We start from the raw sequence: 26,503 nt of genomic DNA on the forward strand, positions 1-26,503 counted from the left end.
AGTGAATTTGCTGAGATGGGCTCTAAAGCCTGACGAGGCGGCCAAATCCTATACGAAGCTCGAGCTGATTTGATTTTTGGAGAATAGACATGTCCCGAGTCTGCCAAGTTACTGGCAAGCGCCCGGTGAGCGGTAACAACCGTTCCCACGCAATGAACGCGACCAAACGCCGTTTTCTGCCGAACCTTCACTCTCACCGTTTTTGGGTTGAGGGCGAGAAGCGCTTTGTAACTCTGCGTGTATCTGCTAAAGGTATGCGTGTTATTGATAAGAAGGGTATCGAAACGGTCTTGGCCGAAATTCGTGCCCGCGGTGAGAAGTATTAAGGAACTGAATCATGGCTAAAGGTGTTCGCGAGAAGATCAAGCTGGTTTCTTCTGCTGGTACTGGTCACTTCTATACCACTACGAAGAACAAGCGTACTAAGCCGGAAAAATTGGAATTGAAGAAATTCGATCCAGTTGTCCGTCAACACGTGATCTATAAAGAAGCTAAAATTAAATAATTTTAATTTTGGTGGATTATGAAAACCCGGCTTCGGCCGGGTTTTTTATTATATAAAGTTCAGTGAGATACGTTTAGGGAGGTTACATGCCTGAATTACCAGAAGTTGAGACCAGCCGACGCGGGATCGAACCTTATCTTGTCGGCCAAACTATTCTTTACGCGGTGGTTAGAAATGCCCGTTTGCGTTGGCCGGTATCCGATGAAATTCTGGCTTTGAGTGATCAGCCGGTGCTCAGTGTTCAGCGTAGGGCCAAGTATTTACTAATAGAACTGCCAACTGGCTGGATTATCGTCCATCTGGGGATGTCAGGTAGCTTACGGATATTATCTGAAGAAACTGAAGCTGAAAAACATGACCATGTCGATTTGGTGATCAGTAATGGCAAAATATTGCGTTATACCGACCCACGGCGCTTTGGTGCCTGGTTGTGGGCAAAAGACCTTGAAACCAGCAATGTATTAGCACATTTAGGGCCAGAACCACTGAGCGACGAATTTTCTGCCCAATATCTGTTTGATAAATCACGTAATAAGCGCACCGTGATTAAACAGTGGCTGATGGATAATAAAGTGGTAGTTGGTGTTGGCAATATTTACGCCAGTGAATCCTTGTTTGCCGCGGGTCTTTTGCCTGACCGTGCCGCCGGTTCATTAACCAACGCTGAAATTGTACTGCTAGTGGCCACAATAAAAGCCGTGTTGCTGCATTCCATTGAGCAGGGGGGCACTACATTGCGCGACTTTCTACAGTCAGACGGTAAGCCTGGTTACTTTGCGCAGGAGTTGCAGGTGTACGGGCGGGCAGGCGAGTCATGTCGCCGTTGTGGGCATCTGATTGAAATTGCGAAACATGGGCAGCGCAGCACGTTTTTTTGCCGCCACTGCCAGCATTAATCGTATACCCTTCGTATTTGAAGCCGCTGGGTTGTGAGCTATGTTCGCTTACCACCTACCGGTAACGCCAATTAACTTTGGCTATATAGGGTATCGCGTAAATAAAGAGTCAGGCCAGTTTACTCATTAGCGCTTTGGTGACCGATACCGGAAGGAACGGCGTGATATCTCCCCCATGGCGCGCCACTTCCTTCACCAATGAGGAAGAGATAAACGACCATTTTTCTGATGGCATCAGGAACACACTTTCCAGTTTTGGCATCAGGTGACGGTTCATATTGGCCAGTTGCCATTCATACTCAAAGTCTGATACTGAGCGTAAGCCTCGTACCAAAATATTAGCATCGTGTTTTCTGGCGAACTCAGCCATCAGTTCACTGAATCCTAAAACCTCTACATTCTTCAAAGGTGCGGTCACTTCTTTGGCCAATGCCACGCGTTCTGCCAGTGTAAACATCGGTTTTTTGCTGGAACTGTCGGCAATAGCCAGGATGACATGGCTGAACATGGCAGCGGCACGTGTCACTAAGTCCAAATGCCCATTGGTTATGGGATCAAATGTCCCCGGATAGATGGCTTTGGTGGTCATGAGTTCTCGCTTTTCTGATATTGGTGGCTCAATGCCCACAGAGCCGCATATTTATTAAAGGTATATTGCGCGTTTACGACTGCCAGCAATAGCCCTTGTTTACCATCGAGGAAACCTGCACGTAATAACCATGTTTTACAGAAAGCCCCAAGAGTATGGCTGAGAATAGAGAAGTAGCTGCAACTCTTACCTTGCTGATGGCGCTGAGTGGCCCACGCCTTTGCATAACTCAGTTGTTTACGTTGAAAAGCAAAGAAATCACGGCAAGTTAGATGCAATAAATCACCGCTCAACGGGATAACTTTTGCTGAGCCGCTATTGAGCGATTCATGCACCAAATTATCGTTATATTGGAACTGATGATGCGGATATAACCGGGTTACTCGATCTGGATACCAGCCACTGTGGCGCATAAAACGGCCTAAAAACAGGTTCCGCCGTGCACAGCTATAAACCGCGCCTTCCTCCGGTGCGATAAGTACCGCTTCAATAGCTGCTTTAAGCTCAGGGGTTACTCGTTCATCGGCATCCAGCATCAGAATATAATCACCACTGGCATACTGTTGAGCTAATTGCCGCTGTTTACCATAACCCGGCCATTGCTCGTTACAGTAGACTTTAGCGCCATATTGCTGAGCCAGCGCGATGGTTTCATCTTCACTGCCTGAATCCAATACCACTATTTCATCAGCCCAGCTCACTGATGCCAGGCAATCCGCCAGCAATGAGGCTTCATTCTTGGCAATCATCACCACTGACAGGCGTTTTCTTGCACTCATTTAGTGGCTCCGTTGCGGCAGATAAGGCTCCAGCAAGTGTAATAGCCGCTGTAGTGCACCTTGGTTTTCATGCAACACATCAACTGCATGGCGACCATAATAGAGGCGGCAATCTTCATCTGTTAGCAGCACGGTGATTTCTTTTACCAGCGATAGGGTATCTGTTACGGTTATCAACCCTTCAGCCTGCTCCAGCTTGGCACAGATGTCTTTAAAGTTAAATGTATGTGGCCCCATCAACACCGGAATGGCATGGGCCGCGGCTTCCAATGGATTATGACCACCACGTTCAACCAGGCTTCCACCGACAAAGGCCAGATCGGCAATACCATATAGCAGCATCAGTTCACCCATGGTATCGCCAATCACAACCTGTGTACTGCCAGAAGGGATTTCACCTTTGCTACGTAAGGTATAACTCAGCCCTGCTTTCTGTGTCAGTTCAACCGCTGTCGGGAAACGTTCGGGATGACGAGGTACCAAAATCAACAATAATGTCGGGAAGTGTTGCAGCAATTGGCTGTGAGCCTCCAGCAAAATGGCTTCTTCGCCGTCATGAGTACTGGTTGCAATCCACACCGGGCGATGCGGTGCCCATTGGCGGCGTAATGTTACGGCTCTGGCTGCTAATTCAGGGGTGACGGAAATATCAAATTTCAGGCTGCCCGTTACCGTCAACTGAGAACGTCTTAGGCCCAGTTCGATGAAACGGTCGCCATCTTCTTGATTTTGTGCAGCAATCAGTGTGATGCGTTGCAACATATTACGGATAAAACTACCGATTTTCTTATAGCCAGCGGCAGAACGGGCAGAAAGACGTGCATTGGCAATCACCAGTGGGATCTTGCGACGATGCAGCGCATTGATAAGATTCGGCCACAGTTCTGTTTCCATGATAATGACCAGCTTAGGATTGACCTGATCAAGAAAACGGTTCACCGAGCCGGGGAGGTCGTAAGGCAGATAAACGTGGTGAACATCTTTACCAAACGCAGATTGGACACGCTCAGAACCGGTAGGTGTCATGGTGGTCACGGTAATGGGCAGTGATGGGTAGCGATGACGTAATGCCCTGACTAAAGGGATCGCGGCCAGTGTTTCACCGACTGAAACTGAATGCAGCATGATACCGCCAGCGACAACTTTACCGGCACAAAAACCATAGCGTTCCCCCCAACGCTTGCGATAAGCGGGGGCTTTACGGCTACGTAACAGCAACCGCAGCCAAATCAAAGGTTGAATAAGGTAGAGCAGTACCTGATATAAACGCAGCAACATTCTATCAATTTCATTAATATGGATTATTAAGAATAATACCATATTTGAGCAAGAAAGGCTCTTTTCAACTGGGCCAGCCTGATAGCCGGAGTAGGGCCAGACTATTCATAAAAAAGAATATAATTTTTAACAAATTTCAGTAATTGGGCAGCGATAAAATTGATTTTGCGTGCTTAAAGATGAGAGTGATTATCATTATTTCTTGTTGCGCTTAAATGTATAGCCATAGATACCAGTAAGTTATTATTTGGTGATATTTTTATCTGGAAATATGCCTATTTTTGGCGGTATATCGCTATTTATTGAAGCCTCTACTTTGATGGAATGATATTTAGTAATTAATGGTGTGACCGATAAATTGGTGAGCCGTTATTCGGAGGATATCAGTGAGTCGCGTTATTAATTATTTAAATAATTAATTAGAAATTCTTAACAGTCAGGTGTTGATGTTAATTGAAGCTATGTATTAGCCGCCATCTCTTGTTGGATAATAGGTTAGAAAGATAATCAGACAACCCATAACAAGCGAATCTGATAATTACCAGAGTCGCTTGTTATTACATGATAAATACTGGCAGATAGAATTCCTGGCATGAATAAATCACGGAAAACAAACAATAGTCGCTTATGAAATCAGTGCTTCCAATCGCGCCATAATAGTTTCAGCCGTAATAGTATCCATGCTTTTTTGTTCGGAAATCACCGCAATCTGGTTTTTCCCGTAGCCACCAATTAACCCAGGGTCAGTTGGACCGAACAGGGTAATATTGGGGCGATCCAACGCTGCGGTTAGGTGGCTGAGGCCGGTATCAACGGAAACGACGGCTTTTGCACCCGCCAGAACCTCTGCCACCTGCTGGAGGCTGAGTTTAGGCAAGACCTCAACATGCGGAAAATGCTCCGCTAATCGTAACGCGCGTTGATACTCATGTTCCGCCCCCCATGGTAACTTGATTTTTAAACCGGTGGGTGCAACCAGCTCGATCAATTGCAGCCAATGGCTTTCAGGCCAGTGCTTGCTGTCTCTGGTTGTTGCGTGCAGAAAAACCAAATACTGGCCAGCATCGCTGGGTAATTGGCTTAAAAAGCGCTGCGCGATAGCATAATCGCCATAGCTGTCAGGTTTGTCATAGCCAAGGCTTTTGGCAAACAGTTGGCGTATGCGCTCAACAGCATGTTGTTTAGTATCAATCTCATGACGGCAGTTATAAAACCAACTGGCAAAGGGTTCGCGGGCACTTTTGCAATCTGGGCCATGTCTAACCCCTTTGGCGATACGGGTAATCAGTGCGGCACTTTTAATTAGCCCCTGAGCATCAATCACCACATCATAACGGCGCTGCTGCACAACACGTTTAAAATCACAGCGTTCCTGCCGGGTATCACTACCAAACCAATTCTTACGCCAACGGCGGATGGCAACCGGAATCACTCGATCCACCGCCGGGTGCCAACTGGGTATTTGGCTGAACCCTTCCTCTACCACCCAATCAAAGCGAATCTCTGGCATAGCATTCATCGCATCGGTCAGTGCGGGCAACGTGTGTAAAACGTCGCCCATTGAAGAGGTTTTAACGATCAATACATGCATTAATCGGCCTCACTGACAGTGCTTTGGCGAGCCGATAATTGTTTCTCAAGGGCCGCCATCACTTGTTCTGGCTGGATATCAATCAAACTCTGATGATAGCCTTGCGCGCTATCGCCTTTGCGCACTTTGTGATAGCCGGTAATGAGGCGAATGACCGTAGCTTTATCGGACAGTGGTGGGGTGAAATCCGGGCTGCTTGGGCCATATAAGGCCACTAATGGCTTATTTAATGCAGCAGCAACATGCATTAAACCGGAGTCATTACTGACTACCGCACTACAGGCTGCAATCAATACCACCGCTTGTTCCAGCGAGGTTTGCCCCGCCAGATTGAGGCAGAATTCGCGGGAATTTTCGCCCAAAGTCTGGCGGATCTCTTCACCGGCTTCGTTATCTTTAGCTGAACCTAATAAGACGACCTGATAGCCAGTATCAATCAGTTTCTGGGCCAGCGTAGCATAGTGATAATGTGGCCAGCGTTTTGCCGGACCAAACTCAGCGCCTGGGCAGAAACCCACGATTGGCCGGTTATCAGTCAAATTGAATGACGCAGTAATCTCGGCAATTTCTTCATCCCGAACCTGCAATTGCGGCCATAGCAAAGGTTGCGGTAAATCGTCGGCTGAATGGATTTTTTCTTTATCATAGGCCAGTGCGACATAGCGCTGAACCATCATAGGGAAGGCTTGTTTATCCAAGATACGCATATCATTGAGCAAGAAGTAGCGCATTTCGCCACGCCAGCCAATGCGTTGCTTAATCCCTGAAAAATAAGGTATCAGGGCGGATTTAAATGAGTTTGGCAGCACATAGGCACGGTCATAGCCGGTTTCACGTAAGGCTAAACCCAAGCGACGACGTTCATCAAAAGCAAAAGCCCCATGGCCTAAGGGCATGGGGATTGCATGACGCACTTCTGGCATTCTGGCCAAAAGCGGACGGCACCACGCAGGTGCCATCACATCAATATCTGCTGCCGGATATTCGGCCTTCAGGGTACGGTAAAGACTTTGCGACATCATCATATCGCCAACCCAAGAAGGGCCGATGACCAGTATTTTCATACCGTTTATCAATTCCTTGCAGCAAGTAATTTAGACTGAGCGATTGAGCCAGGCCAGGTATTCGTTGACGCCTTCAGCGACGGTTTTGAACGGCTTGTCGTAACCCGCAGCACGTAACTTGGTGAGGTCAGCTTGGGTGTATGCCTGATAACGACCTTTCAGTTTTTCAGGGAATTCAATGTATTCCACAGGTCCACTGTGGTGGAAGTCTACTACCGCATCGGCAACAGCCTGGAAAGATTCTGCGCGACCGGTACCACAGTTGAAAATGCCGGAGACATTGTTTTGCCAGAACCACAGGTTAACGTCAGCCACATCACCCACATAGATGAAATCGCGTTTGAAGTTTTCACTGCCGGAGAAGAGTTTAGGATTCTCACCCGCATTGATCTGGTTATTCAGGTGGAAGGCAACGCTTGCCATGCTGCCTTTGTGCCCTTCGCGTGGGCCATAAACGTTGAAATAACGGAAACCACAAATTTGCGAATCAGCTTGCGGCAGAATCTCGCGCACATACTGATCAAACAAGAATTTGGAATAACCATAAACGTTAAGTGGTTGTTCGTACTGACGATCTTCGATGAAATTATCGGTACGCCCACCGTAAGTGGCAGCAGAAGAGGCATATAAAAACGGAATGCCGCGATCCAGACAGAAGTGCAGGATATCTTTAGAGTATTGATAGTTGTTATCCATCATGTACTTGCCATCCCACTCGGTGGTGGAAGAACAGGCACCCTCATGGAAAATAGCATCAATATCACCCATGTCATCACCGGCAACGATACTGGCGACAAAATCTTCTTTATCCATGTAATCAGCGATATCCAGATCAACCAAATTGACGAATTTAGTGCCGTCTTTCAGGTTATCAACAACCAGAATATCTTTATAACCGATATTATTCAGTGCCTTAACGATATTGCTGCCAATGAAACCGGCGCCGCCAGTGACGATAATCATCAGGTTCACCCTTGCTAATCTTCTTGGTCGGGCACAATGCCCCACACTCTAGTTGGCGTTATCATAACATTTCATAGGATAGCGCACAGCCGCAAGGGGCTTAATCTCACGGTTTCTATGCGCTTTAGGATTGTTCACCGTGATATGTACTGCATTTTTTATAATATAAGACAAGGTTCCTCGTCAGTTCACTCACTAATCAGTAAAATGTACTGTGAAATTGCCCATCTTGGAGATAACTGAATGTCCCAGCCATTTAATCGACACCCTTTTTATCAGCAATTAGAACAACAACTCATAACTACCCGTGCTGAAGGGTTGTATAAAAACGAGCGAATTATCACCACCGCCCAGCAAGCAGACATTGCTGTAGCTGATGGAAGCCGTGTTATTAATTTCTGCGCCAATAACTATTTGGGCCTGGCCAACCACCCAAGGTTGATCGCAGCCGCTAAGCAAGGCATGGATACTCATGGTTTTGGTATGGCGTCGGTTCGTTTTATTTGTGGTACCCAAGACACACATAAAGAGTTAGAGCAGAAGCTAGCCAGTTTCCTCGGTATGGAAGATGCCATTCTTTACTCTTCTTGTTTTGATGCTAACGGCGGTTTGTTTGAAACCCTGCTGGGGCCAGAAGATGCCATTATTTCTGATGCGCTGAATCATGCTTCAATCATTGATGGTGTACGGTTATGTAAAGCCAAGCGCTACCGTTATGCCAATAACGATATGAGCGAACTGGAAGTCCAACTCAAACAAGCCAAAGCAGATGGTGCGCGTCATATTATGATTGCCACTGACGGTGTGTTCTCCATGGATGGTGTCATTGCCAACCTGAAAGGTGTTTGTGATTTGGCGGATGAGTATCAGGCATTAGTGATGGTCGATGACTCCCATGCTGTGGGTTTTGTGGGGGCTAATGGTCGTGGCACTCATGAATACTGCGAAGTAATGGATCGCGTTGATATTATCACCGGTACTTTGGGTAAAGCACTGGGTGGGGCGTCAGGCGGTTATACCGCTGGCCGCAAAGAAGTGGTTGAGTGGTTGCGCCAGCGTTCACGGCCTTACTTGTTCTCAAATTCATTGGCTCCAGCAATAGTAGCGGCTTCTATTGAAGTGTTATCGCTATTGGAAGACGGCGCTGAACTGCGTGATCGCTTATGGTCGAATGCGCGTTTATTCCGCGAGAAAATGAGTGCCGCCGGATTCACATTGGCTGGCGCTGATCATGCCATCATTCCTGTCATGCTCGGTGATGCGGCACTTGCGCAAAAATTTGCCAATGCCTTGCTGAAAGAGGGTATTTACGTTACCGGCTTCTTCTATCCGGTGGTACCGAAAGGCCAGGCGCGGATCCGTACCCAAATGTCGGCGGATCATACGACAGAGCAAGTCGAGCGGGCTATTGAAGCCTTTGTGCGTATCGGCAAACAACTTAACGTTATTGCGTAAGGAATGTTCATGAAAGCATTGTCTAAACTGAAGGCCGAAGAAGGTATCTGGATGACCGATGTGCCGCCACCAGAGCTGGGGCACAACGATATCATGATCAAAATTCGCAAAACCGCTATCTGTGGTACCGATGTGCATATTTATAATTGGGATGAATGGTCGCAAAAAACGATCCCCGTCCCAATGGTGGTTGGCCACGAATATGTTGGTGAAGTTGTCGCCATTGGTCAGGAAGTGAAAGGCTTTAATATTGGTGATCGGGTGTCTGGCGAGGGTCATATTACCTGCGGTCATTGCCGTAATTGCCGTGGTGGTCGTACTCATTTGTGCCGTAATACCGTGGGGGTTGGGGTTAACCGCCCTGGTTCTTTTGCTGAGTATTTGGTCATTCCTGCCTTCAATGCGTTCAAAATTCCAGACAATATTTCTGATGAGCTAGCCGCTATTTTTGACCCCTTCGGTAATGCGGTGCATACCGCGTTATCCTTTGATTTAGTGGGTGAAGATGTGCTGGTTTCCGGTGCTGGCCCGATTGGTATCATGGCCGCAGCCGTGTGTAAGCATGTTGGCGCTCGCCATGTTGTTATCACTGATGTGAATGAATATCGCCTGGATCTGGCGCGTAAAATGGGTGTAACCCGTGCCGTTAACGTTAGTAAAGAGAATCTGACGGATGTGATGGCTGAACTGGGCATGACTGAAGGGTTTGATGTCGGTCTGGAAATGTCAGGTGCGCCACCGGCGTTCCGTTCATTACTTAACTCAATGAATCATGGTGGGCGTATCGCAATGCTGGGGATACCTCCCTCTGATATGTCTATCGACTGGAATCAGGTGATCTTCAAAGGGCTGTTTATCAAAGGAATATATGGCCGTGAAATGTTTGAAACCTGGTACAAAATGGCAGCACTAATTCAATCTGGCTTGGATTTAACCCCGATAATCACTCATCGTTTCTCTATTGATGAGTTCCAGCAAGGGTTTGATGCGATGCGTTCGGGTAAGTCGGGTAAGGTGGTTTTAAGCTGGGACTAAAATATTCCCTTCGGGCCTTGAAGTTGCAGGGGTGTTGGCTGCGCGCGTTACTCGGCCCATCCATGGGCCTCGCCTCTGCGAGGCCGCTGCAAGCAGCGTTCAAATCTGCTCCCGACAGATTTGTTACCCGAATCACTTACTTGTAGTTGACCTTACATGAATAAGCTCATCGGGATGAGTTTGCTGGCCGCCTACCTGCACCTCCAATGACTTTGGGAATTCCCTTCGGCCTTGAAGCTGCAGGATTGAGAGCGGGGCAGTCAGGTGATGATTGCCCCGTTTTATTAAGGCTTATCCGCTTTCGGTTTATCGCCGTCTTGGTTATTCGATTTTGGTTTATCCACCGGAATAACTGGCGCTACTGGCGGGAAGTATTGCTGCCAATGCCGCTGAACAAAGACCACCGCAGGGCTTTGCATCAAGCTCTCACCTATGATGCTAAACATCCTGTCTGCGTAGATTTTCTCCGCTACATAGCCCTCTTTCGCTTTGCATTGCTTGATAGCTTTCAGGCGATCGCCTTGGGTTGAGCCAGGTAGTTTGGTTTTACCCGACAACCTGCCGCCACTGTTATTTTGCGTATTGTTTTGTACCGGCTCATTGAGAAGTGCACTTGGCCGGACTAATACGATATCAGCAGGTAACTGAGGCAACATTTGTTGCAACACTTTAATGGTGGCCGGATGGGGGTGCCCGATAGCAATAGCCGAACCATTACGACGAGCCAGTTCTACCGCACGGTTAAACTGTTGGCGGATCGCCGCTTCATTTTGTGGGTCATCCAAAAAGACTTTGCGCTTAATGACCTTAACCTGAGTCCCCTCTGCGGCACGGCTCGCTTGGCTATTACCGATGGTCACGCTATCGAGGAAATAGAGCTGATAGTGGTCCAGCTCCCGCATCACTTTCTGCATGCCGGAGAAACTGGAGGTCATTGCGCTGCCCATATGGTTATTCATGCCCTTGGCATAGGGGACATTATTCACCGCCTGGCGCATGATGCGCTGAATCTCTTCGCTGCTCATTGATGGCTGTAATGTGTCGCGCTCCAGCGGTTGTTTGCTTAGGGGAGCCATCGGCAAATGAATCAGTATTTCGCGCCCTTGATTATGGGCTTTGACGGCCATCTCTCTGGCATAAGGTGCATTCGGTAGGATAGCCACCGAAATAGGCAGTGGCATCTGTAAAATCTTGTTTTCGTTCTGGGGGCGATAACCAAAGTCATCAATCACAATAGAAAGTTTGCCCGCCTGTGCGGCGTTAGCGATGAGTAGGGCGGTTACAATGATAAATCGGCGTGTGTTGAAATAGTGCAATACAAGTTCCCTAAGGTTGTTCGCTATCGTCCTAACCAAGGTTGTGGGTTAACAGCTTGTCCCTGACGGCGGATTTCGAAATAGAGTGATGGCTCACCTTGGCCGCCACTGGTACCAACAAGGGCGATCGGTTGACCAGCTTTCACCTGAGCACCCACATTGACTAGTGCACTCTGATTGTAGCCATACAAACTCATATCCCCTCTACCATGCTCGATAACCACAACCAAACCATAGCCTTGCAGCCAGTCAGCCAATAAGACACGGCCATCGGCGATCGCTTTTACTTCACTGCCTTCTGGTGCAGAGATAACCATGCCTTTCCAGCGTAGTTCACCTTGTAAGGCTTCACCGAAACGATGAGTTACATTACCACGGACCGGCCAGACAGCTTGCCCATCCGGGCGACCAAGGCCGCCAGTGCGTGCCATTAATGAGCGCTCACTTTCACTTGGTTTGTAGCTAGAACCGGTTTTCTTGGCTTGTTGTTCTTTAACTTTTATCTGTTCGCGTACCCGAGCGGCTTCTTTGGCCTCTCGTTCGGCGCGAGCTTTCGCTTCTCGTTCTGCTTTGGCTATTTGATCACGCAAGCGGGTTTCGTTTAGTTTTAACTCAGCCAGGCCTTGCTGATCTTTTTCCAGTGAAGCTTCCAGCGAGGTCAGGGTTTTCTTGCGTGCGGTACGTGCTTGTTCCAGTTTTTGCTGCTGAGTTTTCTGCTCATTCAACACGGTTTTTTGCTGATTTTGCTTTTGCTCCAGCGTTTTTTTCTCGGCAGAGAGATGGGTACGAGTCTGTTTCAGCTCTTCAATAGATTGCTGTCGTGCTTCATTGAGGTAACTGAAATAAGCCAGAATACGCTCACTGCGCTGGCTCTCTTCGCCACTTAAAATAAGCTGTAAACCACTGTGTTGGCCCTGTTTAAAGGCAGCATCAAGTTGTTTAGACAGAATATTTTGTTGCTGGGATTGTTTACTCTCGAGTTTCTCAATCGAGGAGGTGAGACGGGATATTTCTTGGTCTAACTCAGTCAGGGTACCTTGGGTGTCACGCAGGCTGCGGCTGGCCTGAGCAATGGTATTTTCCTGTTGTTTCAACTGATCCAGCAATGAACTGCGTTGCTGCTTTTGTTGCTGAACACTTTTTTCTTTTTCGGCAATATCCTGCTGAATGGTCTTCAACTGGTCTTTGCTTTGTGCGGTTTTTGCTGTAGCGGGGGCATCTGCTGCCGTGCCGGATAATGGCAATAGCAATACGCCAGCGCAAAAAACGCTGGCGTACAGTGCTGACCACGGGCGACGCACCAACTGACCGGACAGCCGAGAAACTGTATCTCGGCTGGTGGTAATGGCATCTTCCGTAACCATTAATTTTGCAAATGACGCCTTTTCCTTCATAACGAAGGATTATTCCACGATGAACAGCGGCTTACCAGTCATCTCTTGCGGGATTTCCATTTCCATCAGTGACAACATGGTTGGTGCGATATCTGAAAGTTTGCCACCTTCCACCGCTTTAACCCCTTTATTGCCGACATAAATCAGTGGCACTGGCAGGCTGGTATGGGCGGTATGGGCCTGACCGGTTGCCGGGTCGCGCATCTGCTCAGCGTTGCCGTGGTCGGCGGTGATAAGCAATTGGCCATCGGCGGCTTTTACGGCAGCAACCACTTGTTCAATACAATTATCCAGTGTTTCTACTGCTTTCACCGCAGCATCGTAATCACCGGTATGACCAACCATATCGCCGTTCGGATAGTTACAAATTATCACATCATATTTGCCACTGCCGATAGCGCCGACCAGTTTCTCAGTCAGTTCTGCTGAACTCATTTCCGGTTGCAGGTCATAAGTGGCCACTTTCGGTGAGTTGATCAGGATACGGTCTTCGCCTTTAAATGGTTCTTCAACGCCGCCGTTATAGAAGAAAGTGACGTGAGCATACTTTTCAGTTTCGGAAATACGTAACTGGGTTTTGTCATGCTTCATCAGCCACTCACCGAAGGTATTCTGTAGTGATGCTGGTGGGTAAGCGCAGGCCACTTTAATATCCGCTGCATATTCGGTCAGCATAACGAAATCGCCGAAATTAACTACTTTATCGCGTTTGAAACCGTCAAAATCGGCATTAACAAAGCTGCGGGTGATTTGACGGGCGCGGTCAGCGCGGAAGTTCATGAAGATCAGCGCGTCGCCATCGTTCATCGCCGCATCGGCTTCGCCAGCCGCCTGAATGACAGTTGGTCGGACAAATTCATCGTTTTCATCACGGGCATAAGCTGCTTGCAAACCTGCGACGGCGTTATCGACGGTGAATTCACCTTTTGCCTGAGTCAGCAAATCGTAAGCCAGTTGTACGCGATCCCAGCGGTTATCACGGTCCATCGCATAGTAACGACCAATAATAGAAGCGATGCGACCTTTACCCAGCGCGGCAAATTTCTCAGTGAATCGTTTCAGTGAAGATTCCGCACTGCGCGGCGGAGTGTCACGTCCATCGAGGAATGCGTGCAGATAAATAGCCGTCGCACCGCGTTTGGCGGCCAGTTCAACCATCGCCAGAATGTGGTCTTCGTGGCTGTGTACACCACCGGCAGATAACAGACCCATAATGTGGACCGCTTTGCCTGCTTTAACCGCTTTATCAATCGCTGCTGTTAAGGTTGAGTTAGTGAAAAAGTCGCCGTCTTTGATCTCTTTGTCGAGACGGGTCAAGTCCTGATAAACAATGCGACCAGCTCCCAGGTTGACGTGGCCCACTTCAGAGTTACCCATTTGCCCATCTGGCAGGCCAACATCCAGACCGGACGCGGCAATTAAAGTATGAGGCTGTTGCTGCCATAAACGGTCCATAACCGGCGTTTTAGCATTCAGAATGGCATTATCCTGCTGCTCTTCGCGGTGACCATAGCCATCAAGAATAGTCAGTACCAGTGGTTTTTTAGTGCTCGACATTGCATAACCTCTTTCTTATAAGTCCAAGTGTCAAATAGCAGCGAACATCCAACGATATGCGCGGCTATGTACACTCGGCTATTTACGTTAACGTATTTACACCGCCAGAACGAAGGCGGTAATTTACTACAAAACCGGTTAAAAATAGCCCAAAGAGATCAACATTGGCGTGGGGTTTTGCGTAATTGTCATCATTTAGACGACAAAAGTTTCCGAAATGGCTCGCAGTTTCTGCAATAGCACTTGCATATTGGCTGTATTTGCCGCAACGCGCAGGTATACTCTGTGACCTTGAATATTATCCCCTAACTAACGGGAGTTTTTACCCCCATGTTGCAAGAAATTATGCAATTCATTAGCCAGCATCCGGTTTTGAGTCTGGCTTGGGTGGCGTTGTTCGTCGCCGTAATTTTCACCAGCTTTAAAACCTCTCTCTCTAAAGTGAAAGAGATTACCCGTGGTGAAGCGACGCGTCTGATTAACAAAGAAGATGCGGTTGTGGTTGATATCCGCACACGTGATGATTATCGCAAAGGCCATATCGCCAGTTCTATTAATTTGCTGCCAAGCGACATTAAAAACGGTAATTTGGCTGAATTGGAAAAACACAAAACACAGCCTATCATTGTGGTTTGTGCTACTGGGACAACCTCTCGTGCTTCGGCTGAACTGCTGAACAAAGCAGGCTTTGAACGCGTATTTACCTTGAAAGAAGGTATCTCCGGTTGGAGTGGCGAGAATCTACCACTGGCGCGCGGCAAGTAATCATATTGCCTGCGTTTTAGTGATATGAGTATTGAGCTGTACCCGTATTTGTTATAAAAATTCGCTATATCAATAAATTATAATGTTAACTGAGGTGTATCCATGGCGAAGATTGAGATTTATACCAAAGCAACCTGCCCGTTCTGCCATCGTGCCAAAGCACTGCTGAACCACAAAGGTGCTGCTTTCCATGAAATCGCAATTGATAGTGATCCGGCCAAACGCGAAGAGATGATTGCTCGGAGTGGGCGGACGACTGTGCCTCAGGTATTTATTGATGGGCAGCATATCGGTGGCTGTGATGATTTACACGCCCTGGATGCGCGCGGTGGGCTTGATCCGCTGCTTTAACTCGTCAGTGGGTCCCATTAATTTGATGGACAGAGCCCACGGCGGCAGTGCTATTTAATACAGACGTCTAACTTAGGGTATTTATACACATGTCCGAACAAAACAACACAGAGATGGCTTTCCAGATCCAGCGTATCTACACCAAAGATATCTCTTTCGAAGCACCAAATGCCCCGCAGGTTTTCCAGCAGGATTGGCAACCAGAAGTTAAACTTGATCTTGATACTGCTTCTAGTCAACTGGCTGAAGATGTGTATGAAGTGGTACTGCGAGTGACGGTAACCGCCTCTTTGGGTGAAGAAACTGCATTCCTGTGTGAAGTTCAGCAGGGTGGTATCTTCTCCATCGCGGGTATCGATGGTACCCAGTTGGCGCATTGCTTAGGTGCATACTGCCCGAACATTTTGTTCCCGTATGCTCGCGAATGCATCACCAGCCTGGTTTCTCGTGGTACTTTCCCACAGCTTAATTTGGCACCGGTTAACTTTGATGCCCTGTTCATGAACTATCTGCAACAGCAGGCTGACGGCGAAGGTGCTGAACAACGTCAGGATGCCTGATGAACACCATCAATGCTTCAATGACTGTAATCGGTGCCGGATCTTACGGCACCGCATTAGCCATTACGCTGGCGCGTAATGGCCATCAAGTCGTGTTATGGGGTCATGACCCTAAGCATATTCAGGTTTTGCAACGTGATCGTTGTAACCAAGCTTTCCTACCCGATGTTCCTTTCCCAGATACCTTATTACTGGAAACCGATCTGGCACGTGCGCTGGCAGCCAGCCGCGATGTGTTAGTCGTGGTACCTAGCCATGTCTTCGGTGCGGTATTGCATCAGTTGAAACCACATTTACGCAAAGATGCACGTATCGTTTGGGCGACCAAAGGGCTTGAGGCCGAAACTGGCCGCTTGCTGGCGGATGTGGCGCGCGAAGTGTTGGGTGAAACTATCCCGCTGGCGGTGGTGTCTGGCCCAACCTTTGCTAAAGAGTTGGCAGCAGGGTTACCGACGGCAATTGCGCTGGCATCAACCGATGCGCAATTTAGCGAAGACCTGCAACAGTTATTGCACTGTGGCAAAAGCTTCCGGGTTTACAGTAATGCTGATTTTATCGGGGTGCAGCTTGGCGGTGCGGTGAAAAACGTGATTGCGATTGGTGCCGGGATGTCCGATGGCATTGGTTTTGGTGCGAATGCCCGTACTGCACTGATAACCCGAGGTTTGGCCGAAATGACGCGGCTGGGTTCTGCATTGGGTGCCGACCCTTCCACCTTTATGGGCATGGCAGGCTTGGGTGATTTGGTGCTAACCTGCACAGATAACCAATCTCGTAACCGCCGGTTTGGTATTATGCTGGGCCAAGGGTTAGGGGTACAAGAAGCGCAGGACAAGATTGGTCAGGTGGTTGAAGGTTACCGCAATACCAAAGAAGTTCTGGCATTAGCCCAGCGCCATGGTGTTGAAATGCCGATAACTGAACAGATCTATCAAGTGCTCTATTGTCACAAAAATGCCCGTGAAGCGGCATTGACCTTATTGGGTCGGACCAAAAAAGATGAGAAAAGCGGCATTTGATCGGTTACGCGGGTTTGGCGGAATAAAATAATAATTACATACCTAAAGTCATTGGTGTTGCCGCTAACACTGCGGTGACCTCAACGAATATGGGTATAGTTGCCTTGGTCGTTCCCTTGGGCAATTTTTTATGGGCAGGAGTAGGTAATGTCGTCAGAAGAGTTAGAACTGGTCTGGAGTAGCATTAAATCAGAAGCAAGAGCACTGGCTGAGTGTGAACCCATGCTGGCGAGCTTTTTTCACGCGACATTATTGAAGCATGAGAATTTAGGCAGTGCCCTGAGTTATATTCTCGCGAATAAACTGGCTAATCCGATCATGCCTGCTATTGCCATCCGTGAGGTGGTTGAGGATGCTTATCGTGCAGATGCTCAGATGATAGTTTCGGCCGCGCGGGATATTCTGGCGGTGCGGCTGCGTGACCCGGCCGTTGATAAATACTCTACACCACTGCTGTATCTCAAAGGTTTCCACGCTTTACAGGCTTATCGTATCGGTCATTGGTTGTGGGCGCAGGATCGTAAAGCGTTAGCTATTTACCTTCAAAATCAAGTCTCTGTTGCTTTTGGGGTTGATATCCACCCTGCGGCTACCATTGGTTGCGGCATCATGTTGGACCACGCGACCGGTATTGTTATTGGCGAAACGGCAGTAGTTGAGAATGATGTATCGATCCTGCAATCGGTTACTTTAGGGGGGACCGGTAAAACCAGCGGTGATCGTCATCCGAAGATCCGTGAAGGTGTGATGATTGGGGCTGGGGCAAAAATTTTGGGGAATATCGAGGTTGGACGCGGTGCGAAAATTGGTGCCGGGTCCGTTGTATTGCAGGCGGTTCCCGCTCATACCACCGCAGCAGGGGTACCTGCCCGCATCGTTGGTAAACCCGAAAGTGATAAGCCGTCATTGGATATGGACCAGCATTTCAATGGGATTACCCATGGGTTTGAGTACGGCGACGGCATCTGATCATCTCCTTCGTACTTGAAGCTGTAGCGGTGTTAGCTGCTCTTACTCACCCGAATTACTGACTTATGTCAGCTCATCGGGATGAGTTCGTTTGCTGCCTGGCTACAACTCCAATTACCTTGGATGTACACCTTTCTATTGGGTTGCTAGCTGATCACCGACACATTTTGGCTAAAACAACGACTCTCTCAGTAACGCACCCGGATAACCTAATTGCCGCCAGGCTTCATACACCACCACTGACACCGCGTTTGACAGATTCATGCTACGGCTATCGGCTTGCATCGGAATCCTGATTTTCTGTTGAGCAGGTAATGCATCCAAAACACTGGCGGGCAAGCCACGGGTTTCAGGGCCAAACAACAGGTAATCATCAGCTTGATAGCTTACTGCACTGTGGGCTGGCGTCCCTTTGGTGGTTAGTGCAAATAATCGGGCAGGCTGCGCACTGTCGAGATTTTCACAATCTAAAAAGGCTTGATAATCATGGTGATGCTTAATACTGGCAAACTCATGATAATCAAGACCTGCACGGCGTAAGCGTTTGTCATCCCAGGTGAAACCTAAAGGTTTAATCAGATGGAGCTGGCAGCCGGTATTCGCACATAACCGGATGATATTACCGGTATTGGGCGGAATTTCAGGTTCAAATAAAACGATATTAAGCATATGTCCCCCAATAATGAGGGGCGCAGGATATCAGAAACCTCCCCTCTGTGCAGCGGTTGCTAATGTCAGTAGCACGCACAATAATTTAAAAGCAAGCAGCGGAGAGTGTAAGCAGTGGCGGTTTTATATGCTGATTACCACAGTCACTACCAACGGGGTATTTACCATGATCCGGACGAAAGATACATTCTGGGATGCGATCGTTAATCGGGATAAAACAGCCGATGGCCAGTTCGTTTATGCAGTGAAAACGACCGGTGTTTATTGTCGCCCCTCTTGCCCGTCCCGTCAGGCCAAAGCAGAGAATGTTGAATTCTTTGCCGATAATCATGCTGCTGAACAGGCCGGTTATCGGCCCTGTAAACGATGTCAGCCCACTGAATTACCACTGTCACAGCAGCATGCAGACAAAATCAGTCGGGCATGCCGCTTAATTGAGCAGGCCGAGACGCCACTTAAACTTGATGAGCTAGCGGCGCAGGTGAATCTCAGTGCTTTTCATTTCCATCGTTTATTTAAAGCCATTACCGGGTTGACCCCTAAGGCATATGCCAGTGCAACGCGCAGTGCGCGTATTCGTGCACAATTAGCGGGGCAAGGCTCGGTAACTGACGCTATCTTTGAAGCCGGTTATAACTCTAATGGCCGATTTTATGAGCAATCGAATCAGTTGTTGGGGATGACACCGACCCGCTACCGCAGTGGCGGGCGTGATGTCACGTTGCATTTTGCCGTCGGAGAAAGTTCTCTCGGTGCGATTCTGATGGCAAAAAGTGAGCTGGGTATTTGCGCCATCTTGCTGGGTGACTCCCCAGCGCTGTTGGTGCAGCAGCTACAGGATAAGTTTCCACAAGCAGAGTTAATTGGCGGCGATGCTGAGTTTGAGCAATGGTTCGCGCAGGTGGTGGGGTTGGTTGAGGCTCCTCAGCTCGGGCTAGATTTGCCACTGGATATTCAGGGCACCGCTTTTCAGCAGCGGGTGTGGCAGGCACTGCGGGAAATACCGGTAGGTGAGACCGCCAGTTATGCTGATATCGCCGCCAGAATAGGTTCGCCCAAAGCGGTGCGTGCGGTAGCTGGTGCCTGTGCTGCCAATATGCTGGCGATTGCTATTCCTTGTCACCGGGTTATTCGCCAGGATGGCACGTTGTCAGGCTATCGTTGGGGTATTGAGCGCAAAAAGCTGTTGCTGGAAAAAGAGGGGCAGGGAGAAGAGGTCAGCAAACCGTGATAGCAGAGATCTGCCCGATCCCAGATGATCGGGCAGAGGTACGATAGATTAAGACTTAAGTGGATGCAGCGGCAACCACAGTATCAAGCGCAAGCCCCCTAATGGGCTATCTTCAGCCCGCACCCATCCGCGATGCTGATTGACGGCTGTTTCGACAATCGCCAATCCCAAACCCGTACCACCTGATTCGCGATCCCGCGCTTCATCAGTGCGGTAGAACGGCCGGAATATTTGTTCGCGGTCTTCCGGGCTAACACCGGGGCCATCATCATCGACAGTGATAGTAATACCCTGATTATCAGAGCTGAATGCCACCGCAATGTGATGATGAGAGTAACGCAGTGCGTTACGCACGATATTCTCCAGCGCGCTATCAAGTGCTGCGGGATTGCCAAATAGGGTCCATGGCCCGGGAGGTGCGGTGACTTCCAGAGTTTTGCCCATTTGGTCTGCTTCAAACTGGGCATTTTCCAGCACGTCAGACCATAAATCATTCGCTTTAATGGGTTCGCGATGTAGCTCATTTTTATGTTGGCTACGGGATAACACCAGTAAATCATTGATCATGCTATCCAGTCGCTGTGCTTCCATTTCGATACGTTCCAGCTCTTTCCCCTCACCATGACGACGTCGCATCAACGCGGTCGCCAGTTGCAGGCGGGTAAGTGGCGTGCGCAACTCATGGGAGATATCAGAAATCAGCCGTTGTTGGGCCACAACCATTCTATCGAGCGCACTGATCATCTGATTAAAACTGGCACCGGTGGCTAAAAACTCTTGTGGGCCGGACTCCAGCTCAGGGTGCTGTTTCAAATTACCCCGCGCCACATCATCGGCGGCATTCTTCAACTTACGAGCCGGTTTTGCCAGACTCCAAGCCAACCATAGCAGCAGTGGCGCACTGATAAGCATGGTGACAATCAATAGCAGCAGCGGGCGGTCAAACATCAAATTGATAAAATCAGATTGCGGGCTACTGGCCGGGCGTATCAGATAGAGCTGATAGTTATCTTCACCATCGCGGATAGAGAAGGGGCCGACCATCTCGACACGGCCATATTTCTTCTTTTTCGGCTGATCTGAGTTATCAGACTGGCCGATAAAATTACGGACAATTTGCATTTCGTGACGTTGAGCGCCAATGACACGGCCCTCAGTGGTGACTAACACGAGATGTTGGCCCGGTGGTGCCCATTTTTCGATGGCGCGATAAAGCCTGCGCCACCACATCAGGTCATTGGCGGGGTCACTGGCCAGTTCAGCTTCGATATGTTGCTCGAGCATTGTTCCCTGGCGCTGTTCACTGTCGAGCAAGGCAGTCAGTTGACGCGAGTCGAGCTTTGGCACCATCAATACCAGCATTAATACCAGTGCTAAGGTGAACCAAAAAATAGCAAAAATTCGCGTCGTTAAACTGTTAATCATGTTTCTGATACCATCAGATATCCGCGACCACGCAGAGTTTTAAACCAAGGTAACCCGTCTTTGCGATCCGGCAGCTTACGGCGCAGGTTTGAAATGTGCATATCAATAGCACGGTCAAAAGGTGTTAACCGTTTCCCCAGCACTTCCTGGCTGAGATGCTCCCGCGAGACTACCTGACCGAGATGCTGAGCCAGCAGGTAGAGCAAGGTAAATTCAGTCCCGGTCAATTCCAGCGATTGGCCTTCAAAGGTAGCCTCTTGACGGCCTGGGTTCAATTGCAGGCAATCAACGTCCAGTGTTGGCGCACCTTGATCGACATTTTGCTGTTGTTCGCTCCAGTTCGAGCGGCGCAAAATGGCACGGATACGCGCCACAAGCTCACGATCATTAAACGGTTTTGCCAGATAATCATCAGCGCCCAGCTCAAGGCCAAGCACCCGATCCAATTCACTGCCACGAGCAGTCAGCATAATGACAGGGGTCTGGTGATGTTGACGTAATTCTTTCAAAGTTTCGATACCGTTTTTACGCGGCATCATAATATCTAGCAATAACAAGTCGATAGAGTTATCTAGCAGGTTTAACGCCTGTTCGCCATCATAGGCAACAACAACATTAAAGCCTTCCATTTCCAGTAATTCTTTCAACAGCGACGTCAATTCACGATCATCATCAACTAATAGGATTTTATGCATGGTTATTTCTCCTCTTGACGCAAAATACGTTAACAATTGCCGGTATTCCATGACTTTACTTAGCTTTACATGCACTGACCCCAGTTTTACATGCGCTGACGCTTGTTTGCAGCAGGAGCGATAGACTGCTTCACATTGAATCGCATAGCAGCAAATCGCTTAGCAGACAGAACCCAGGAGTTAATAATGCGCAAAGTAACTAAAGTAACAACGTTAATCATGGCGTCAATGTTAGTTCTAGGCTCTCAAGCCGCCTTCGCCGCCGATAAGACCGGGGCCACTGATAGCTGGTGCCACGGTGATAGTGCGATGATGAACAAGAAAGATGGTCGCGGTCACCATAACATGTTTGACGGCGTCAATCTGACAGAACAACAGCGTCAGCAAATGCGTGACCTGATGCGCCAGTCTCGCCAAGGCCAGCCACGCCTTGATATGGCGGACAGAGACGCAATGCACAAGCTGATTACCGCCGATAAATTCGATGAAGCTGCGGTAAGAGCGCAGGCTGAGAAAATGTCCAAGGACCAGATTGAACGTCAGGTCGAAATGGCCAAAGTTCGTAACCAAATGTTTAACTTGCTCACTCCAGAGCAAAAAGCTGTCTTGAACCAAAAGCACCAGCAGCGCATTGAGAAAATGCAGCAGGCGCCAGCAGCACAACCCTCTTCTGCCCAGAAGTAAGTAGTACCCTGTAATACCCTGTTTTCCTTGCCATAGACACCATCCCTGTCTTTCGCCCTCCATGATGGAGGGCTTTTTTTATTCCATTTCCGTATACTCATAATTCTAAAATATCATTTAGGATAAGTTATGGATCCGCAATATGCGCGTTTGGTTAAAGCTGCCGCGCTCAGTGCGACAGGGCTGGCATCAACCTTACTGATTATTAAAATTTTTGCCTGGTGGCATACCGGTTCGGTAAGTTTGTTGGCGGCGTTGGTTGACTCTCTGGTGGATCTGGCCGCTTCTCTGACAAACCTTTTTGTGGTGCGTTACTCTCTGCAACCCGCCGATGAAGAGCACACTTTTGGTCATGGCAAGGCTGAGTCACTGGCCGCACTGGCACAAAGCATGTTTATTTCCGGCTCGGCGTTATTCCTGTTCCTGACGGGTTTTCAGCATTTGGCGTCACCGCAACCAGTGCAAGATCCAGGTATAGGTATCTGGGTCACCTTAATTGCATTATTCAGTACATTGATATTAGTCACTTTTCAGCGTTGGGTGATACGAAAAACCCACAGCCAGGCCATTCGCGCCGACATGTTGCACTATCAATCTGACGTCATGATGAATGGTGCTATTCTTATTGCATTGGCATTAAGTTGGTATGGTTTTCACTGGGCTGATGCGTTGTTTGCATTGGGTATTGGTGTTTATATTCTCTATAGTGCGTTACGTATGGGATATGAAGCGGTTCAAGCCTTGCTGGACAGGGCATTGCCTGATGACGAGCGCCAGCAGATTATTGATATTGTGATGTCATGGCCGGGCGTGATTGGTGCTCATGATCTGCGTACCCGCCAATCGGGGCCAACACGCTTTATTCAACTTCATCTTGAAATGGAAGATATGATGCCATTGATGGCAGCACATATCTTAGCTGAGGAAGTTGAACGCGCACTGTTGCACCGATTCCCCGGTGCCGATGTACTTATCCATCAAGATCCCTGCTCTGTGGTGCCGAAAGAGCGCCATGCGCATTGGGAGTTATAATTTCTTCATTAACGACAGGTAAACTGTGGTTACATTATGGTTCAGTGTTGAAGAAAATACCGCCAGATGGCATGACTTGAATCAATTCAGCTTGGTGTTTTTGCTATAATATCCGATATTAATCTCATAAAGCTGGTTTTCTGTACGGGTCTCTTGTGCAAGACAAAATTAGCAAATAAAGAATTTTAAAAATCGCATCTACAAGTTTAGAGGTAGTCATGGTCAAAAAAATCGGTGTACTAACAAGCGGCGGTGACGCGCCAGGTATGAACGCAGCCATTCGTGGGGTTGTTCGTGCCGCTTTGTCAGCAGGATTAGAAGTTTACGGTATTGAAGATGGCTACCTGGGCTTGTATGAAAATCGCATGAGAAAACTGGACCGCTATAGCGTGTCCGATATGATTAACCGTGGTGGTACCTTCCTGGGTTCTGCACGTTTTCCTGAGTTCCGTGATCCAGAAAAACGTAAAGTGGCCCTGAAGAACATGCAAGACCGGGGTATCGATGGCCTGGTGGTTATCGGTGGTGACGGTTCTTATGCCGGTGCAGACTTGCTGACCAAAGAGGGTGGTATCCACTGTGTAGGTTTACCGGGCACCATCGATAACGATGTGGCCGGTACTGACTATACCATCGGTTTCTTCACCGCACTGGGGACCGTGGTTGAAGCGATTGACCGTCTGCGTGATACCTCCTCTTCACACCAACGTATCTCTATCGTTGAAGTGATGGGTCGTTATTGTGGTGACCTGACTTTGGCGGCTGCCATTGCTGGTGGTTGTGAGTTTATTGCTATTCCTGAAGTCGAATTCAAACGTGATGATTTGGTTGATGAAATCAAAGCTGGCATCGCGAAAGGTAAAAAGCACGCTATCGTTGCTATTACTGAAAAACTGGATGATATCGACGAATTGGCTAAATATATCGAGAAAGAAACCGGCCGTGAAACCCGTGGCACTGTATTAGGCCACATTCAGCGTGGTGGTGCACCAGTAGCCTATGACCGCATTCTGGCTTCCCGTATGGGTGCTTATGCCGTCGACTTGTTGTTGGAAGACCACGACTATACGCAAGGTGGTTTCTGCGTTGGCGTACAAAACGAGAAAATGGTGCATGAACTTATCTCTGTTTGTATCGCGCCAGAGAACAAGAAAAGTAAATTTAAAGAAGATTGGTACGACACAGCTAAAAAACTGTTCTAAAACAGTCTGCTATCCAATATAAAAGCCTCCGCATGCCGGGGGCTTTTTGCATTTATGCCTGCTATTTCTCAGACCACCGGTGTGTCGATTGCTTGATATTTATTGGTCGTGCTGCCTGTATATTTCGTATTGATATAATCAAAACTTTTTTATTCTTTAATTGCGCGGGAAGTTTCTGGCACGCTCAGTATCAGGTCAACCAATTTAGTTGATTACAATTTATACCCGTCATACTTCAAGCTGCGTATGTGTTGGCTACACTCAATAACCCTAATCACTTACTTATGTAAGCTCATCGGGATTATCTCCCTTGCCGCCTTCCTGCTACTTGAATTATTTAGGGTATAGGTTAATAACTATTTAATTAATAACAATATTTATGGGAGCGGGTCAATGCGTAAATGGGGTGTAGGTCTGTCATTACTGCTGCTGGCATCAGGTGCCATGGCAAAAGATATCCAACTACTGAATGTGTCATATGATCCGACACGTGAATTCTATCAGGAATATAACCAGGCATTCAGTAAGCATTGGCAACAGCAAACCGGTGATAAGGTGACGGTGCGTCAATCACATGGCGGTTCCGGTAAGCAGGCGACCTCGGTTATTAATGGTATTGAAGCTGATGTGGTGACATTAGCACTGGCATATGATGTCGATGCTATTGCTGAGCGTGGTCGTATTGATAAAAACTGGATTAAGCGCCTGCCTGATAACTCTGCGCCGTATACCTCAACTATCGTGTTCTTGGTGCGTAAAGGGAACCCGAAACAGATTCATGACTGGTCAGATTTAGTGAAACCAGGAATTTCGGTCATTACACCTAATCCGAAAACCTCGGGTGGCGCGCGTTGGAACTATCTGGCGGCATGGGGTTATGCGTTAGAACACAACGATAATGATCAGGCTAAAGCGCAGGAATTCGTTAAAACGCTGTATAAGAATGTGGAAGTGTTGGACTCCGGCGCGCGTGGTGCCACGAATACCTTTGTTGAACGCGGTATTGGCGATGTGCTGATTGCCTGGGAGAACGAAGCTCTGCTGGCGGTGAATGAAGTAGGTAAAGACAAGTTTGATATCATCACGCCAAGTGTCTCTATTTTAGCTGAACCGACGGTATCTGTAATGGATAAAGTGGTTGATAAGCGTGGTACCCGGGAAGTGGCGGATGCTTACTTAAAATACCTCTATTCGCCAGAAGGCCAGACTATTGCTGCCAAGAATTACTATCGGCCACGGGATCCGGCAGTGGCGGCTAAATTCGCCAACGAGTTCCCGAAATTGAAGTTGTTTACTATCGATGAAGTGTTCGGTGGCTGGACCAAAGCACAGCAGACACATTTCGCCACTGGTGGCGTGTTTGATGAAATAAGTAAACGATAAAATAATAACATTTTTATAGCCGTAGTAGGCTCAGCGCCCGTAGGTTAATGCTTGCGGGCGCTTTGTTTTATTAACCATTTTAACCCTCTGATTATT

The 26,503-nt window shown here is 48.3% G+C and carries 27 protein-coding genes; 15 read left to right on the plus strand and 12 right to left on the minus strand.

Translation table 11 applies throughout. The features are described 5' to 3' along the window. Positions 1 to 89 precede the first annotated feature (89 nt). From rpmB to mutM, 3 genes are all read left to right on the plus strand, one after another. Complete coding sequence (rpmB, locus tag V2A84_RS19575; protein ID WP_005164747.1) at positions 90 to 326, plus strand: 50S ribosomal protein L28; 237 nt, start codon at positions 90 to 92, stop codon at positions 324 to 326. A gap of 11 nt (positions 327 to 337) precedes the next feature. After that, positions 338 to 505, plus strand: a complete 168-nt coding sequence (gene rpmG / locus V2A84_RS19580; RefSeq protein ID WP_004392084.1) for a 50S ribosomal protein L33 — start codon at positions 338 to 340, stop codon at positions 503 to 505. 86 nt (positions 506 to 591) lie between these two features. Continuing rightward, entirely contained in the window at positions 592 to 1,401 is an 810-nt protein-coding gene (gene mutM / locus V2A84_RS19585; protein ID WP_083161714.1) for a bifunctional DNA-formamidopyrimidine glycosylase/DNA-(apurinic or apyrimidinic site) lyase, read from the plus strand. 109 nt (positions 1,402 to 1,510) lie between these two features. On the opposite strand, the gene coaD is transcribed toward mutM, so the two are convergent. The 6 genes from coaD to rfaD form a co-directional block, all read right to left on the minus strand. Beyond that, positions 1,511 to 1,990 (minus strand): pantetheine-phosphate adenylyltransferase, encoded by a 480-nt coding sequence (gene coaD, locus V2A84_RS19590; RefSeq protein WP_442849026.1) that lies wholly within the window; start codon positions 1,988 to 1,990, stop codon positions 1,511 to 1,513. Next, positions 1,987 to 2,769: a glycosyltransferase family 2 protein gene (locus V2A84_RS19595; RefSeq protein WP_372560142.1), complete on the minus strand. Its 783-nt coding sequence runs from the start codon at positions 2,767 to 2,769 to the stop codon at positions 1,987 to 1,989. Before V2A84_RS19595 ends, coaD begins: the two co-directional genes overlap by 4 nt. Then, a complete protein-coding gene (gene waaA / locus V2A84_RS19600; protein ID WP_083163983.1) occupies positions 2,770 to 4,047 on the minus strand; it encodes a lipid IV(A) 3-deoxy-D-manno-octulosonic acid transferase in 1,278 nt (425 codons plus the stop codon). A gap of 625 nt (positions 4,048 to 4,672) precedes the next feature. Continuing rightward, positions 4,673 to 5,638: a lipopolysaccharide heptosyltransferase RfaC gene (gene rfaC / locus V2A84_RS19605; RefSeq protein WP_083161720.1), complete on the minus strand. Its 966-nt coding sequence runs from the start codon at positions 5,636 to 5,638 to the stop codon at positions 4,673 to 4,675. Continuing rightward, positions 5,638 to 6,702, minus strand: coding sequence for an ADP-heptose--LPS heptosyltransferase RfaF (gene rfaF, locus V2A84_RS19610; RefSeq protein WP_083161722.1), 1,065 nt, complete (start codon positions 6,700 to 6,702; stop codon positions 5,638 to 5,640). The genes rfaC and rfaF overlap by 1 nt, the downstream gene beginning before the upstream one ends. A gap of 30 nt (positions 6,703 to 6,732) precedes the next feature. Continuing rightward, positions 6,733 to 7,665: an ADP-glyceromanno-heptose 6-epimerase gene (rfaD, locus tag V2A84_RS19615; RefSeq protein ID WP_083161724.1), complete on the minus strand. Its 933-nt coding sequence runs from the start codon at positions 7,663 to 7,665 to the stop codon at positions 6,733 to 6,735. Between the two features lie 243 nt (positions 7,666 to 7,908). On the opposite strand from rfaD, the gene kbl reads away from it, so the two are divergent. After that, a complete protein-coding gene (gene kbl / locus V2A84_RS19620; RefSeq protein WP_083161726.1) occupies positions 7,909 to 9,120 on the plus strand; it encodes a glycine C-acetyltransferase in 1,212 nt (403 codons plus the stop codon). Between the two features lie 9 nt (positions 9,121 to 9,129). After that, positions 9,130 to 10,155: an L-threonine 3-dehydrogenase gene (gene tdh / locus V2A84_RS19625; protein WP_083161728.1), complete on the plus strand. Its 1,026-nt coding sequence runs from the start codon at positions 9,130 to 9,132 to the stop codon at positions 10,153 to 10,155. A 284-nt stretch (positions 10,156 to 10,439) separates the two neighbouring features. Here the strand turns inward: tdh and V2A84_RS19630 are convergent, their stop codons facing one another. Genes V2A84_RS19630 through gpmM form a run of 3 tightly spaced genes read right to left on the minus strand, consistent with a single transcriptional unit; the run spans position 10,440 to position 14,422 of the window. Further along, positions 10,440 to 11,471 (minus strand): divergent polysaccharide deacetylase family protein, encoded by a 1,032-nt coding sequence (locus V2A84_RS19630; RefSeq protein ID WP_083161732.1) that lies wholly within the window; start codon positions 11,469 to 11,471, stop codon positions 10,440 to 10,442. 23 nt (positions 11,472 to 11,494) lie between these two features. Next, the gene (gene envC / locus V2A84_RS19635; protein ID WP_083161734.1) at positions 11,495 to 12,865 is read right to left on the minus strand and encodes a murein hydrolase activator EnvC; all 1,371 of its coding nucleotides are present in this window, start codon (positions 12,863 to 12,865) and stop codon (positions 11,495 to 11,497) included. Positions 12,866 to 12,874: 9 nt separating this feature from the next. Further along, positions 12,875 to 14,422, minus strand: a complete 1,548-nt coding sequence (gpmM, locus tag V2A84_RS19640; protein ID WP_083161736.1) for a 2,3-bisphosphoglycerate-independent phosphoglycerate mutase — start codon at positions 14,420 to 14,422, stop codon at positions 12,875 to 12,877. 330 nt (positions 14,423 to 14,752) lie between these two features. Between gpmM and V2A84_RS19645 the strand changes: the two genes are divergently transcribed. From V2A84_RS19645 to cysE, 5 genes are all read left to right on the plus strand, one after another. Then, the gene (locus V2A84_RS19645; RefSeq protein WP_083161738.1) at positions 14,753 to 15,187 is read left to right on the plus strand and encodes a rhodanese-like domain-containing protein; all 435 of its coding nucleotides are present in this window, start codon (positions 14,753 to 14,755) and stop codon (positions 15,185 to 15,187) included. Positions 15,188 to 15,289: 102 nt separating this feature from the next. Further along, on the plus strand, positions 15,290 to 15,538 hold the full coding sequence (gene grxC / locus V2A84_RS19650; protein WP_083161740.1) for a glutaredoxin 3: 249 nt from the start codon (positions 15,290 to 15,292) through the stop codon (positions 15,536 to 15,538). A gap of 89 nt (positions 15,539 to 15,627) precedes the next feature. Then, positions 15,628 to 16,098, plus strand: a complete 471-nt coding sequence (gene secB / locus V2A84_RS19655; protein ID WP_032907531.1) for a protein-export chaperone SecB — start codon at positions 15,628 to 15,630, stop codon at positions 16,096 to 16,098. Continuing rightward, positions 16,098 to 17,117 carry an NAD(P)H-dependent glycerol-3-phosphate dehydrogenase gene (gpsA, locus tag V2A84_RS19660; protein ID WP_083161742.1) on the plus strand — a complete coding sequence of 340 codons (1,020 nt, stop codon included), beginning with the start codon at positions 16,098 to 16,100 and terminating at the stop codon, positions 17,115 to 17,117. Before secB ends, gpsA begins: the two co-directional genes overlap by 1 nt. Before the next feature lie 147 nt (positions 17,118 to 17,264). Next, a complete protein-coding gene (cysE, locus tag V2A84_RS19665; RefSeq protein ID WP_005190588.1) occupies positions 17,265 to 18,086 on the plus strand; it encodes a serine O-acetyltransferase in 822 nt (273 codons plus the stop codon). Between the two features lie 171 nt (positions 18,087 to 18,257). On the opposite strand, the gene trmL is transcribed toward cysE, so the two are convergent. Then, the gene (gene trmL, locus V2A84_RS19670; RefSeq protein WP_083161744.1) at positions 18,258 to 18,755 is read right to left on the minus strand and encodes a tRNA (uridine(34)/cytosine(34)/5-carboxymethylaminomethyluridine(34)-2'-O)-methyltransferase TrmL; all 498 of its coding nucleotides are present in this window, start codon (positions 18,753 to 18,755) and stop codon (positions 18,258 to 18,260) included. Positions 18,756 to 18,882: 127 nt separating this feature from the next. On the opposite strand from trmL, the gene ada reads away from it, so the two are divergent. Beyond that, positions 18,883 to 19,986, plus strand: a complete 1,104-nt coding sequence (gene ada, locus V2A84_RS19675) for a bifunctional DNA-binding transcriptional regulator/O6-methylguanine-DNA methyltransferase Ada (RefSeq protein WP_372569785.1) — start codon at positions 18,883 to 18,885, stop codon at positions 19,984 to 19,986. A gap of 48 nt (positions 19,987 to 20,034) precedes the next feature. On the opposite strand, the gene cpxA is transcribed toward ada, so the two are convergent. Continuing rightward, positions 20,035 to 21,411 carry an envelope stress sensor histidine kinase CpxA gene (gene cpxA, locus V2A84_RS19680; RefSeq protein WP_372569784.1) on the minus strand — a complete coding sequence of 459 codons (1,377 nt, stop codon included), beginning with the start codon at positions 21,409 to 21,411 and terminating at the stop codon, positions 20,035 to 20,037. Continuing rightward, positions 21,408 to 22,106 carry an envelope stress response regulator transcription factor CpxR gene (gene cpxR, locus V2A84_RS19685; RefSeq protein ID WP_005190576.1) on the minus strand — a complete coding sequence of 233 codons (699 nt, stop codon included), beginning with the start codon at positions 22,104 to 22,106 and terminating at the stop codon, positions 21,408 to 21,410. Before cpxR ends, cpxA begins: the two co-directional genes overlap by 4 nt. Before the next feature lie 186 nt (positions 22,107 to 22,292). Between cpxR and cpxP the strand changes: the two genes are divergently transcribed. The 4 genes from cpxP (at position 22,293) to V2A84_RS19705 (ending at position 26,407) form a co-directional block, all read left to right on the plus strand. Next, positions 22,293 to 22,790, plus strand: a complete 498-nt coding sequence (gene cpxP / locus V2A84_RS19690; protein WP_083161748.1) for a cell-envelope stress modulator CpxP — start codon at positions 22,293 to 22,295, stop codon at positions 22,788 to 22,790. 129 nt (positions 22,791 to 22,919) lie between these two features. Then, entirely contained in the window at positions 22,920 to 23,822 is a 903-nt protein-coding gene (gene fieF, locus V2A84_RS19695; RefSeq protein ID WP_420073071.1) for a CDF family cation-efflux transporter FieF, read from the plus strand. A 218-nt stretch (positions 23,823 to 24,040) separates the two neighbouring features. After that, positions 24,041 to 25,024, plus strand: coding sequence for a 6-phosphofructokinase (pfkA, locus tag V2A84_RS19700; protein WP_083161752.1), 984 nt, complete (start codon positions 24,041 to 24,043; stop codon positions 25,022 to 25,024). A gap of 393 nt (positions 25,025 to 25,417) precedes the next feature. After that, positions 25,418 to 26,407, plus strand: coding sequence for a sulfate ABC transporter substrate-binding protein (locus V2A84_RS19705; RefSeq protein WP_442849027.1), 990 nt, complete (start codon positions 25,418 to 25,420; stop codon positions 26,405 to 26,407). The last annotated feature ends 96 nt before the right edge of the window (positions 26,408 to 26,503 follow it).

Source organism: Yersinia sp. 2553 StPb PI, assembly GCF_052217105.1.
Taxonomy (GTDB): Bacteria; Pseudomonadota; Gammaproteobacteria; order Enterobacterales; family Enterobacteriaceae; genus Yersinia; species Yersinia enterocolitica_E.

Coding starts and splice junctions, on each gene's coding strand:
- mutM (WP_083161714.1), top strand. CDS start 592: ATGCCTGAATTACCAGAAGTTGAGACCAGCCGACGCGGGATCGAACCT.
- waaA (WP_083163983.1), bottom strand. CDS start 4,047: ATGTTGCTGCGTTTATATCAGGTACTGCTCTACCTTATTCAACCTTTG.
- gpsA (WP_083161742.1), top strand. CDS start 16,098: ATGAACACCATCAATGCTTCAATGACTGTAATCGGTGCCGGATCTTAC.
- V2A84_RS19705 (WP_442849027.1), top strand. CDS start 25,418: ATGCGTAAATGGGGTGTAGGTCTGTCATTACTGCTGCTGGCATCAGGT.
- coaD (WP_442849026.1), bottom strand. CDS start 1,990: ATGACCACCAAAGCCATCTATCCGGGGACATTTGATCCCATAACCAAT.
- V2A84_RS19645 (WP_083161738.1), top strand. CDS start 14,753: ATGTTGCAAGAAATTATGCAATTCATTAGCCAGCATCCGGTTTTGAGT.
- rfaD (WP_083161724.1), bottom strand. CDS start 7,665: ATGATTATCGTCACTGGCGGCGCCGGTTTCATTGGCAGCAATATCGTT.
- rpmG (WP_004392084.1), top strand. CDS start 338: ATGGCTAAAGGTGTTCGCGAGAAGATCAAGCTGGTTTCTTCTGCTGGT.
- cysE (WP_005190588.1), top strand. CDS start 17,265: ATGTCGTCAGAAGAGTTAGAACTGGTCTGGAGTAGCATTAAATCAGAA.
- rfaC (WP_083161720.1), bottom strand. CDS start 5,638: ATGCATGTATTGATCGTTAAAACCTCTTCAATGGGCGACGTTTTACAC.
- pfkA (WP_083161752.1), top strand. CDS start 24,041: ATGGTCAAAAAAATCGGTGTACTAACAAGCGGCGGTGACGCGCCAGGT.
- fieF (WP_420073071.1), top strand. CDS start 22,920: ATGGATCCGCAATATGCGCGTTTGGTTAAAGCTGCCGCGCTCAGTGCG.
- ada (WP_372569785.1), top strand. CDS start 18,883: ATGCTGATTACCACAGTCACTACCAACGGGGTATTTACCATGATCCGG.
- kbl (WP_083161726.1), top strand. CDS start 7,909: ATGTCCCAGCCATTTAATCGACACCCTTTTTATCAGCAATTAGAACAA.
- gpmM (WP_083161736.1), bottom strand. CDS start 14,422: ATGTCGAGCACTAAAAAACCACTGGTACTGACTATTCTTGATGGCTAT.
- grxC (WP_083161740.1), top strand. CDS start 15,290: ATGGCGAAGATTGAGATTTATACCAAAGCAACCTGCCCGTTCTGCCAT.
- tdh (WP_083161728.1), top strand. CDS start 9,130: ATGAAAGCATTGTCTAAACTGAAGGCCGAAGAAGGTATCTGGATGACC.
- rfaF (WP_083161722.1), bottom strand. CDS start 6,702: ATGAAAATACTGGTCATCGGCCCTTCTTGGGTTGGCGATATGATGATG.
- cpxP (WP_083161748.1), top strand. CDS start 22,293: ATGCGCAAAGTAACTAAAGTAACAACGTTAATCATGGCGTCAATGTTA.
- envC (WP_083161734.1), bottom strand. CDS start 12,865: ATGAAGGAAAAGGCGTCATTTGCAAAATTAATGGTTACGGAAGATGCC.
- V2A84_RS19595 (WP_372560142.1), bottom strand. CDS start 2,769: ATGAGTGCAAGAAAACGCCTGTCAGTGGTGATGATTGCCAAGAATGAA.
- secB (WP_032907531.1), top strand. CDS start 15,628: ATGTCCGAACAAAACAACACAGAGATGGCTTTCCAGATCCAGCGTATC.
- cpxR (WP_005190576.1), bottom strand. CDS start 22,106: ATGCATAAAATCCTATTAGTTGATGATGATCGTGAATTGACGTCGCTG.
- rpmB (WP_005164747.1), top strand. CDS start 90: ATGTCCCGAGTCTGCCAAGTTACTGGCAAGCGCCCGGTGAGCGGTAAC.
- trmL (WP_083161744.1), bottom strand. CDS start 18,755: ATGCTTAATATCGTTTTATTTGAACCTGAAATTCCGCCCAATACCGGT.
- cpxA (WP_372569784.1), bottom strand. CDS start 21,411: ATGATTAACAGTTTAACGACGCGAATTTTTGCTATTTTTTGGTTCACC.